Raw genomic sequence first — 11,834 nt, 5'->3', positions numbered from 1 at the left:
CATCTCATCGCTCCCCTTCGGGTGAGCGAGAGGCTTCTGCTGCTTAAGCTAAAGTCTTATTAAAGGGTTATTCAAGAATTGCCAGTGTATGTTATTATTCTGCTCTGTCAGTTTTTGCTTCACTTGCTTGCAGATGAACTCGATTTGAGCTACTCTCTAACAGCTTGGGAGTCAGGGTGCAATTGACCAATGACAAAACCAGTGCGAGTGTTTGTCCACAGTACCAACAAGGTTGGGTTTGGAATAGATCTAAACCAACAATTTAGTACCGGTGAGCATTGGGTTCATCAGCAATTAAGTTTATCAGGGTGGAAACAGCATAAGAAGCTGTACAGCGACTTTTTCTAACGAGTGGTACAGTAACCCTAAATTTTCTGCAACTGCTCGCTGCACTCTATCTACATTATTAATGTTCAAATAAAGCTCCCTCGCTCACCGCACTCTATCTACTTAATGTTCAAATAAAGCTCCCTGTTTATGAGGAGGATTTTGTAAAGGCACCCAAAGAACTCGTTCTAGATAGACCTGAGCCAAAGCTGTTGTGGCTAGAAGCACGCGTTCCCAATCTACTGGAGTAAAAGTTTCTCCGAAAATTGGCAATGACTGCATCCACTCACGTTTAATCTTTGTTGAATTTCAAAGAAGTTTAGTTACCAATTTCTTATCATAGCAAATTGTAGCGAGGCAGTCAAAAACATACATTTACAATGGCAATTAAGAGTTTCCCGATCTGGCATAATTTTCCAGAATAATCATAATATCTGTTAAGAAAGAGAAAAAATCACTAACAAGGGTAAAATCGATTGGAATGAGAAAAATAATAGTGAAAAAAATAACTTATAGGTTGTAAAAAAGGTAAAAAGGCAGTATCAGTGAAAATCGAATTCCTGTTATGATACGCGTGTCATTTAGGATGCTTGTGTGGTGTGGTGATAGAGGATAAATCAATGAAAGATACAGTAGACTTTAGCGGTAGACCATTTCATTTCATTGGTATTGGCGGCATAGGTATGTCTGCTTTAGCATATGTGCTAGCAAAGGGTCAGTTGCCAGTATCTGGTTCAGATCTTCGTCAAAACCATATTACTCGACGTTTAGAATCTATCGGAACTCATATTTTTGGTAAACAAGAGGCAAGTAATCTCGAATTTTTTCGTCCTCATTCTCAGCCTAAGGGAGTAGTATTAAACACTAAAGAAGAATTATCTACTTTCGATAAAGCAAAATTACCTCAAGTTATTTGTTCAACAGCGATTAACACAACGAATTTAGAGTACAAAGCTGCATTAGAATTAGGTTGCCCAATTTTCCATAGGTCTGATGTACTGGCAGCATTAATCGCTCAATATAGTAGCGTTGCTGTAGCAGGAACCCACGGAAAGACAACAACAAGTAGCATGATTGGTTATATGCTGCTTCAAGCAGGTCTTGATCCAACAATTTTAGTAGGTGGAGAAGTGAATGCTTGGTCCGGCAATGCGCGACTAGGAAAAAGCCAATATTTGGTGGCAGAAGCAGATGAATCAGATGGTTCCCTAGTCAAACATCGCCCAGAAATCGGTATAATAACCAACATAGAATTAGATCATCCCGATCACTACGGCACATTAGAGGAAGTCGTCCAAATCTTTCAGACATTTGCAAAAGGTTGTAAAACTTTGGTAGGCAGCATTGATTGCGCGACTGTACGCGATCGCCTACAACCAGAGATAACTTACAGCCTGAATTCTGATACTGGTGCTGATTATACTGTCAGCAACGTGGACTATAGAGCTGATGGAACTACAGCTGTAGTATGGGAAAAAGGCAAGACTTTGGGTGTGCTGAACTTGCGTTTACTTAGTAAGCACAACCTCAGTAATGCTCTAGCAGCAGTTGCAGTTGGTCGGATATTGGGCTTGGAATTTGGAGAAATTGCTAAAGGTCTTGCGACCTTTGAAGGTGCAAGACGCCGTTTTGAATTCCGAGGTGAAGTCAATGGCATCACTTTTATTGATGATTACGCCCATCACCCTAGTGAAATTCGTGCGACTTTAGCTGCTGCACGCTTACAGGCTAGACTTGGACAGAGAGTTGTTGCCATATTCCAACCCCATCGTTACAGCCGCACGCTTACCTTTTTGGAGGAATTTGCTCAATCGTTTAGTCATGCTGATTTAGTTGTCCTCACTGACATTTACAGTGCAGGCGAGGTGAACTTGGGGCAAGTTAGTGGTGAAAAACTTGCAAGTGAAGTTACTAAACATCACCCGCAGGTGATATATCAACCAACTTTAGCCTCAGTCTGTGAGTACTTACAGAAAACTCTACATTGTGGAGACTTGGCGCTGTTTCTGGGAGCTGGGAATATTAATCAAGTGATTCCCGAAGTCATAGCGACACAATGCCCACCAGTTAAGGCAACTTCCTAAAAAAGTTTCTTACGTAGAAACAAGGACTACAAGTTGGTTTCCCTTAATCGCATAGTGTCCGTCTAGCAATAGTTACATCGCTTTTCACTGATGTCGTATTTTTACGACATATAAACATCTAAATTCAGCGCATTCTAGAAAATATGACTATCTCCCAGGCAGTTGCAAATGTCTGCAAAGTTTCTGGTATGACAAATAGCAGGCAAATAACATCTAATAATCCCATTGAAAGTAAAGAGATTTATTTACCTGGTACTGATTGTGTAATTAAATCCCAAGTTTCGCTAGCAGCGTACACTTCCTACAGAGTCGGTGGTCCTGCTCAATGGTGTGCTGCCCCCCGAAACTTAGAAGCTTTACAAGCTAGTTTTCAGTATGCTAAAACACATAGATTACCAATAACAATACTAGGGGCAGGTTCTAACTTGCTCGTCAGTGATTGTGGGATACCAGGTTTAGTGATTGTGACTCGTCATCTGCGCCATAGCCATTTCGACCCAGAAACAGGTCAATTAACTGTCGCTGCAGGAGAGCCAATTCCAAGCTTGACATGGCAGGTAGCAGAGCGGGGGTGGCAAGGATTTGAGTGGGCTGTTGGTATTCCTGCTACGATTGGGGGTGCCGTGGTGATGAATGCAGGGGCACACAATAGTTGTATCGCAGATATCATAGTTAGTGCTCAAGTACTTTTACCGAATGGGACTCTGAAAACTCTCAACCGGGAACAGTTGAGCTATAGCTACCGCACCTCTATCCTCCAAGGTAGCGATTATATCGTCACTCAAGCCACTTTTCAACTCCAGCCAGGGGCTGATCCAACACAAGTTTTGGCAGCTACCAAACAACATAAAGAGCATCGACTAAATACTCAACCCTATCACTTGCCCAGTTGTGGTAGTGTGTTCCGCAATCCCAAACCTTATGCTGCAGGCTGGTTAATTGAACAAACAGGTCTTAAAGGCTACCAAATTGGCAAAGCGCAAGTTGCACAACGGCATGCTAATTTTATCGTGAACTGTGGTGGTGCTAGTGCTTGGGATATTTTCAATCTCATCCATCATGTTCAACATCAGGTACAAGAACGTTGGTCTATTTTGTTAGAACCAGAAGTGAAAATGATGGGAGAGTTTCAAGCTGCTTGATGAACTCAGCTTTATGAGAAAAACATAACTTTTTCTTGCTTTCTTGATAAAGGAATAGAGCAGTTTATTCACACCAGCCTTAAATATCTCTTATCCCAAATTCAATTTTTCATACTTTTTATTTGTAGCCCGCGCCAGCGGGCTTTATTTGCGTCCATTCAGTTTTTTACAACAGAAGAATCATTGATTCAACAAGAAAGAATAGACTGTGCGTTCGCTTATTTTGAGAATGAAAGCGGCACAGGGATAGCATAAATCATAAAATGGCAAAAGCTCTATGCGAAACAAAAATGCCTGAATCGATTTAAAAGCCTGGATTACAAGCCCTGTAAGCCTTAATTAAATTTTGCGGTTAAAAATGAGCGAACGTACAGAATAGAGGCGTCAGTCGCCAGAATGGACTGCGTCCCGCTGCGCTAACAGAATTGAATTCTTTAGACTGGCGGATGAATAAATGGGTAACGGTCCCGCCACCAAATTTTGAATTTGGTGGTCTTCAATCACCTGAAGGGTCTGAATCCGACGCATTGTCCCCTGATAAATCAGCCAGCCCTCATACTACGATCCACCGAGGAGACAACACAGATCAACAAAAAACAGGCGACGCACTTGGGCAAAGGAATGAGCCAGCCTTAATAGAACGAGTACCCGACTACGCCAACGAATCAACAAAAACCAAGGCTGGCTCATTCCCCAGTCGGAACCCCGCGACGGCTGATTTATCTACGTGTAAGACCCTCGCCCCCACTGATTGATTCTGACTCCTTGGCTGCGTGTCAGAGACGTAGCTCCCGAATTCTGACTTCTGAATTCTTTTTTAATTGCGAGGGGTTAGAATCCGAATGGCACGCTTGTTAAGGGTTGAGACTGACGCGGAGAGGGGAGAAACGGGGGACGCACTAATCTATAAAAAACGTTAGCTCCGCTAACGTTTTTTACAGGTTTTTTCCACGGGACGCGGAGATGGAATTTTCCCCGCGTCACCGCGTCACCGCGTCACCGTGTCAGCTCACATCTTGCACCAAGAAAAGTTGATTGAATTTTAAAACTCAGTACGAAACCTAAGCCCTTATTTTCCTGAGAAAAGACAAGAAAAATCGTGTAACTTTCTTGCGCTGCTTTTGACTAAGTCCGGGCTTATACGGTTAGGTGCAAGATCTGAGTCAGCCCCTTTTTAGGTTTTCTTCGCGCCATTCGGTTAGAATCCTCTTCCAATTTCTTATTCTGACTCCTGTATTCTGACTCCTGAATTCTTCTTCAATAAGTTTCTTCGCAGGTTGTCCAATGCGGTACACGCGCTAACGTGGCGAATTAAAGACCGACCTCGTGCTGTACCAAAACCATATTCAAAACTTTTCACTTCTCCATTTGGTCCAGCTAACCCGATATAAACCAAACCGACAGGCTTAGTTTCTGTACCACCTGTCGGTCCAGCAATACCAGTGATACTCAATCCCCAAGTCGTCAAAAGACGCGATCGCACTCCTACAGCCATTTGTTCTGCAACAACAGAACTGACAGCCCCGTACTTTGCCAAATCTTCGGAGTTAACACCCAGTAGGTTTACTTTTACTGAGTTATCATAAGAAATTACCCCACCCCAGAAGTAATCAGAACTTCCAGAAATCTCTGTTAATATTTGCCCCAGTCCGCCACCAGTGCAAGATTCTGCCACAGAAAGGGTTTGCCCCGCAGCACGCAACAACTCACCTACAACTGAGGCAAGGGTGTCATTATCTGCACCATAATAATTTAATCCCGCAATTTCTTTAATCTGTTTCTCAATTGGTGCAATCAAATCCTGTGCATGTTCTTGGGATGTCGCTTTAGCAGAAACTCGTAATTTGACTTCTCCTCTACTCGAATAAGGTGCGACTGTTGGGTTGGGTAAATTGAGATAAGCTGCAACTTTTTCTGCTAATGCCGATTCCGCAATACCCCAAAACTTTAACATCCGACTATAAATAATTTCTTTGCCCCAACCTTGACTTTTGAGTAATGGTACAGCAGTTTCCTCCCACATCCGATACATTTCACTTGGTACACCAGGAAAGGTGAAAATCGTTAATCCTGGACGGGGGTGCCAAATAATACCAGGTGCTGTTCCTGTGGGGTTTGGTAAAACTTCTGCACCTTGGGGTATCAAAGCTTGTTTGCGGTTGCTGGGGGTCATAACCCGACCGCGTTGAATATATTTCCTAGTAATATCTTCAAGAACGTCTGGACGTTCTACTAAAGGAGCGCCGAAAAAATCAGAAATGGTTTCACAAGTCAAGTCATCTGGTGTAGGACCGAGACCACCAGTAAAAATCAAAATTTGCGCTCTTTGACTCGCAATTTCTATAACCTGCTTTAACCTTGTTGGGTTATCTCCTACTACGGTTTGATAGTAGTGGGGAATGCCTAACTGAGCTAACTGCTGTGCCAAATATTGAGCATTACTATTAATAATATCTCCTAATAGGAGTTCGGTTCCAACACAAATAATTTCTGCACTCATAAATCTGCACTCAGAAAATAGGGAATAGTTTAGTGGTTGGTCGTCAAAATATACCACAGGACTTACGCACGAACAACGTAACTGTAGTCTGCAGCGACTGAAGGCGAGTGTGTGTCGTGTCTTTGTGCATGAGGAAGCATGAAATGCGGCGATCGCTGTGGTGGTACCCATAGGTAAGCATAAGCCTGAGTCCTTACGGACACGCTGCCCGTACCCCGCTTCGAGGGCGCTTTGCGCTTAGGCTAAGGCAATCCACTCTTTTTCATAGCACATGCGTAAGTCCCACAACAGAAAAAGCCATTTTGGAAATAAACACTTAACATTTTTTCATTTGACACTCTCCGTCCTAAAGGAGCGGAGATTCTTAAGACATCACTGCCTTAATATCCTGTTTGCACAGGTTCCCAGGCTCAACACGTTTGCCACGAGGGCGTGTTGATATCTCCTTACAGTATTTTGGGCGTTTAGAACCTTGCGATTCAAGTTCCTTGGAGTCCCCAAGTACTATAGAAAAGGCTCTATCTCTAATGTTTTTAGCAGCGTTGATGTCAGCGTGACTCATATATCCGCAATGCGTACAGATGAACTTTTCACCATCACGATTTGATGCGTCAACATGACCGCAATTTTGACATTTAAGGCTTGTGTGTTTGGGATTGATTTTAATCACAACTTTTCCATGCTTCTCAGCAAGATACTCAATTTTTAAAATCAAATCACTCCAACTTGCATCAGAGATTGAACGATTTAAACCTCTTTTTCTTGATTGTCCATTTTTTAAAAATCTACCCGTTTCTTCATCTACTTTTGGCTGACAGCGCCTTTTCATTGCTGAGATATTTAAATCCTCTACAGCAATAGCATTAACTTTTATAGAAACAATTTTGTTAGCTACATACCATTGATATGATTGACGCTTATCTGCAATCTTTTTGTGCAGTTTACCTACTTTCTTAGCAGCTTTTTTGCGGTTATTACTACCTTTCACTTTTTGATTAACTCTACGCTGTCTGATTTTCAAAACACGTTTTGTTTTCTTATTAGTCAAGAATTTCGGATTACCAATCTGATGATTGTCCGAAAGATGGACAAGTTTGGTAATGCCTAAATCGCAACCAATTATCGTTTTAATATCAGTTAAAGGTCTAGCAATGTAGTCTGGAACTGCTTTATCCTCTATTCGGATAGAAACATACCAACCATCTTGCCGTTTACGAATTGTAGCCGCTTTAATCTTGAATCCATCAGGTATTAGACGAGAGTCATGAAATCTCATCCAGCCAAGCTTAGGAAGGTATATTTTATTTCCTTGAACTTTCACACCCATCGCATAAGTAAAAGATGTGAAGTTAGAGCGATTCTTAAACTTGGGAAAACCACGACCCATGCCCTTCGGGCACGCTACGCTATCAAAGAAATTTTTGTACGCTATATCTAACCGTTTAACGTTTTGCTGCAATACTGTTGAATCAATTCCAGCATACCAGGGTCTAGCTTTTTTGAGTTCTGGTAATGATGTAATTTGAATATCACCAGCAACACGGCGAGGGTTTTTCTGTTCAGAATCCTTCCAGGGTTCACCAGTTGCACCGTTTTTGCTAACAAAACAAGTCATAGGGCAAGCTTCAGCCTTAGTTCTAACATCGCAATATTCGCCTAATATGAACTGCTGGGCGTATTGAGTCAACCTGTCATTCAAACACCAGTTGTAGTGCGAACGCAGCATATCAACCCAATTACTCATTTTTATTGCTTGTGTAGTCTTTGGTCTGAGTTTGTATACATAGTTTGTTAGCAAGATTTAATTACCTCCTTATTGTTTATGCGTTGTATTGATTCTACTCTAATCATAGACAAGCAAACAATGATTATTCCGGAAATATGGCAAGTTTTTCACCCGATGAATACAGACATGAAGGAAACGCTATATCATTACTTAATTACCACTTTGTCTTCATTCCTAAGCGCAGAAAGAAAGTACTTGTAGGAAAAATAGCAGAAAGATTACAAGAAATTATTTGTGAGGTTTGTAACGAGAATAGATGGAAGATTGTAGCGATGGAAATCATGCCTGACCATGTCCATCTTTTTCTTAATACCAAACCAACAGATAATCCGGCTCAAATTATGAACAGAATTAAAGGCAGAGCTAGCCATCACTTAAGAAAGGAGTTTCCTGAATTATTGAAATTACCTACTTTATGGACTCCGAGCTATTTTGTTAGCACTGCTGGCAATATATCCACTGCGAATGTAATTCAATATATTGCTCAACAGAGAGATTAAATTACTCAGCCCTAAAGGGCTTAAACCGTTTTCATCCCTTGTCTGAAGCACAGATGTGACTTTCCACGCCGTTTCAAGTCACATCTTCAAGGGTTTTCAACGGGTATTGTTATAAGCGATAACTGTCCTCTTTTGGAAGTTTTTTTCGTAAAACTTCTTGATTGCCTCCGCTCCTGCATCAGGAATTGCTGAATTCTTATTCTTGACAAGAAGAATCAAAAATGGTAAGCAAAATCCCCCACCTTGCAGCAGGGGATTTTGATAACTAACCTACTACTAACAGCCAGTTCAACCGAACTTACCAGCAGTTGAAGCAATCAGGAATGCTGCGTAGGTAAAGACGTAACCAACAGCAAAGTGAGCTAAACCAACAAGACGAGCTTGAACAATGGACAAAGCAACAGGCTTGTCTTTCCAGCGAATCAGGTTCGCCAAAGGAGTACGCTCGTGTGCCCAAACCAGAGTTTCAATCAACTCTTGCCAGTAACCTCTCCAAGAGATCAGGAACATGAAACCAGTTGCCCAAACCAGGTGTCCGAACAGGAACATCCAAGCCCAGACAGACAGGTTGTTCATACCGTAGGGGTTGTAACCGTTGATTAACTGAGCGGAGTTCGCCCACAGGTAATCACGGAACCAGCCCATCAAGTATGTAGAAGATTCGTTGAACTGTGCGACGTTACCTTGCCAAATCGCTAAATGCTTCCAGTGCCAATAGAAGGTGACCCAACCTACGGTATTGAGTGCCCAGAATGCAGCTAGGTAGAAGGCGTCCCAAGCGGAGATGTCGCAAGTACCACCACGACCGGGACCATCGCAGGGGAAGGAGTAACCGAAGTCCTTTTTATCGGGCATCAGTTTGGAACCACGGGCATCCAAAGCACCTTTGACCAGTATGAGAACTGTGGTATGGATAGCCAGAGCAAAGGCATGGTGAACCAAGAAGTCGCCAGGTCCAATAGTCAAGAACAAGGAATTGGTACCAGCATTAATCGCATCCAGCCAACCGGGTAACCAAAAAGCACCTGTGTTGGAAGCAATACTGTCAGGATTAGACAGCAAGGTGTTCAAACCGTAGAGCACTTTACCGTGAGAAGCCTGAATGAATTGTGCAAACACAGGCTCAATTAAGATTTGCTTTTCCGGTGTGCCGAAAGCTACTACTACGTCATTGTGGACGTACAAACCTAAGGTGTGGAAGCCCAAGAACAGCGATACCCAGCTTAGGTGGGAAATAATTGCTTCTTTATGCTTCAGCACGCGGTCTAGTACGTTGCCCTTATTTTGTTCTGGATCGTAATCACGTACCCAAAAAATTGCAGCATGAGCGAAAGCACCGAGCATCAAGAAGACAGCAATGTACTGGTGGTGGGTGTACAAAGCTGCTTGGGTTGTGTAGTCTTTGCCAATGAAGGCGTAAGGTGGCAGTGCGTACATATGCTGTGCCACCAAAGAAGTGATAGTTCCTAGCGCTGCCAGATGAATAGACAACTGGAAGTGCAGAGAATTGTTGTAGGTTTCGTATAGTCCTTTGTGAGGCAGGTTGAACTGACCTTCGGTGTTGCGACTAAAGAAACTCTTGGCGTCCAGCATTTCTTTAATGCTGTGACCGATACCAAAGTTGGTTCGGTACATATGACCGGCGATGATGAAGATAACCGCGATCGCCAAGTGATGGTGAGCCATATCCGTCAGCCACAGCGACTCTGTTTGAGGATGGAAACCACCCAAAAATGTCAAAATCGCTGTTCCTGAACCTTGGGAAGTTCCGAACACATGATTCGCTGTGTCAGGGTTTGCAGCGTAAACACCCCAGTTTCCAGTAAAGAATGGTGTCAATCCTGCTGGGTGAGGCAGGGTTGTTAGGAAGTTATCCCAACCTACGTGTTGTCCCCGTGATTCAGGAATCGCTACGTGAATTAAATGACCTGTCCAAGCCAAAGAACTCACACCAAACAGACCTGCTAGGTGGTGGTTCAGACGTGGTTCTGCACTTTTAAACCAAGCCAAGCTTGGACGGTACTTAGGTTGCAAGTGCAACCAACCAGCGAACAGGAATAATGATGCCAACAGCAGCAGGAACACTGAACCTACATACAGGTCATTGTTCGTCCGCAGACCAATGGTGTACCACCAGTGGTAGATCCCAGAGTAGGTGATGTTGACTGGATAGCTCGCCCCTCCTTGGGTAAATGCTTCGATTGCTGGTTTCCCAAAGTGAGGGTCCCAGATTGCATGAGCTATCGGACGGATATGAAGAGGATCTGTGATCCACGTCTCAAAGTTACCTTGCCAGGCTACATGGAACAGCAGGCTCGATGCCCACAGGAAGATGATTGCCAGATGACCGAAGTGCGTCGCGAAAATCTTTTGGTAAAGATTTTCTTCTGTCATGCTATCGTGGCTTTCAAAATCATTTCCCGTTGCGATCGCATACCAGATCCGACGAGTCGTCGGGTCTTGTGCTAGATCCTGGCTAAATTTTGGAAATTTTGTTGCCATAAAGATGAATTCTTTTTGCCCACATCAAATTCTACGCCTTCAATACCCATTGCAACTCACTTGGGTATTTATATGAGTGATAGAGAGTTTTTAGCCTGCAGCGTAATTAGTACTTATTCTAGATCAATAGCAATCGCCAAAGGTTATAAAGGGTAGGTTGAAAACCCTGTGGCTTTAGCCCAGGGCGGGGGTCTAACACGTAAAAAAATTAGCCAGCCCTGTTCTAGTTGATCTGTGTTGCCAACGAGTTATTAATGTTAGAGGGCTGGCTAATTTTTTCGGGGACAATGCGTCGGATGAAAACCACGACGCAGGGTTTACCCTGCCGTAAAAATATTTTGGAACATTTGTATTGACATTACGTCATAATATACATAGCGCGTTACAACGCGAAACCATTGTAGGAAAGTCTTCCGATTCAATGCCCAGAGAACTCATTAAGATACTGGCTTTTGGTAAAAAGACAAATAACAAAAACTAAAATTTAAGATCCATCTGAGGGGGGACGCCTCTTGGATGTAAAATCAAAATGCTTGTTGAGACGGTGAGACCAGCGCTGCGGGAGGGTTTCCCTCCGCAGGCGACTGGCGAACCCGGAGGGTCTGGCGGGGAGTAAGTCATAAGGCTGCTCTAGCTAAGAGTCTAAGAAACAAGAAGAAAGGTGTAACGGCACGGCAATAGAGCTGCGGTGGAACAACTTTTAAGAATCCCCTGGCTTTTTGTTTAGATGTTAGCGTAGCGTGCCGTAGGCAGCGCAGCGATATCTGAACAGCCAGGGGAGCACGTCAATACATACTGAAACACCTAAAACAAAACTGGTGTCTCACGCATATTAAGGACTTTCTGTCAATCCTTAAATGTTGACTGTAAAAAAAATCTCCTGCTCTAAAGCAGGAGATTTTTTTACCTATCTACAAGTATTTGTTTAGTCAACTACATCAACCGAACTTACCAGCAGTTGAAGCAATCAGGAATGCTGCGTAGGTAAAGACG

General features: G+C 43.1%; 7 protein-coding genes. 3 read left to right on the top strand and 4 right to left on the bottom strand.

Annotated elements, in window-relative coordinates:
• Positions 1–450: 450 nt before the first annotated feature.
• Positions 451–609: a hypothetical protein gene (locus DP117_RS30755; RefSeq protein ID WP_169221992.1), complete on the bottom strand. Its 159-nt coding sequence runs from the start codon at positions 607–609 to the stop codon at positions 451–453.
• A gap of 338 nt (positions 610–947) precedes the next feature.
• Here DP117_RS30755 and murC point away from each other — a divergent pair, with 338 nt between their 5' ends.
• The gene (gene murC / locus DP117_RS30750; RefSeq protein ID WP_169221991.1) at positions 948–2,411 is read left to right on the top strand and encodes a UDP-N-acetylmuramate--L-alanine ligase; all 1,464 of its coding nucleotides are present in this window, start codon (positions 948–950) and stop codon (positions 2,409–2,411) included.
• Between the two features lie 143 nt (positions 2,412–2,554).
• The gene (gene murB / locus DP117_RS30745; RefSeq protein WP_169221990.1) at positions 2,555–3,553 is read left to right on the top strand and encodes a UDP-N-acetylmuramate dehydrogenase; all 999 of its coding nucleotides are present in this window, start codon (positions 2,555–2,557) and stop codon (positions 3,551–3,553) included.
• Positions 3,554–4,772: 1,219 nt separating this feature from the next.
• Here the strand turns inward: murB and DP117_RS30740 are convergent.
• Together DP117_RS30740 and DP117_RS30735 are read right to left on the bottom strand one after the other, a co-directional pair.
• Positions 4,773–6,053 carry a competence/damage-inducible protein A gene (locus tag DP117_RS30740; RefSeq protein ID WP_169221989.1) on the bottom strand — a complete coding sequence of 427 codons (1,281 nt, stop codon included), beginning with the start codon at positions 6,051–6,053 and terminating at the stop codon, positions 4,773–4,775.
• Between the two features lie 364 nt (positions 6,054–6,417).
• Complete coding sequence (locus tag DP117_RS30735; protein WP_169221988.1) at positions 6,418–7,851, bottom strand: RNA-guided endonuclease TnpB family protein; 1,434 nt, start codon at positions 7,849–7,851, stop codon at positions 6,418–6,420.
• Between the two features lie 83 nt (positions 7,852–7,934).
• Here DP117_RS30735 and tnpA point away from each other — a divergent pair, with 83 nt between their 5' ends.
• A complete protein-coding gene (gene tnpA / locus DP117_RS30730) occupies positions 7,935–8,339 on the top strand; it encodes an IS200/IS605 family transposase (protein ID WP_169221987.1) in 405 nt (134 codons plus the stop codon).
• A gap of 288 nt (positions 8,340–8,627) precedes the next feature.
• On the opposite strand, the gene psaB is transcribed toward tnpA, so the two are convergent.
• Positions 8,628–10,841: a photosystem I core protein PsaB gene (psaB, locus tag DP117_RS30725; protein ID WP_169221986.1), complete on the bottom strand. Its 2,214-nt coding sequence runs from the start codon at positions 10,839–10,841 to the stop codon at positions 8,628–8,630.
• Positions 10,842–11,834 lie beyond the last annotated feature (993 nt).

Origin of the sequence: Brasilonema sp. UFV-L1, from assembly GCF_012912105.1 — a bacterium.
Lineage (GTDB): Bacteria > Cyanobacteriota > Cyanobacteriia > Cyanobacteriales > Nostocaceae > Brasilonema.
The sequence above is the reverse complement of the archived record's forward strand: the minus strand, read 5'-3'. Positions and strand labels throughout refer to the sequence as shown.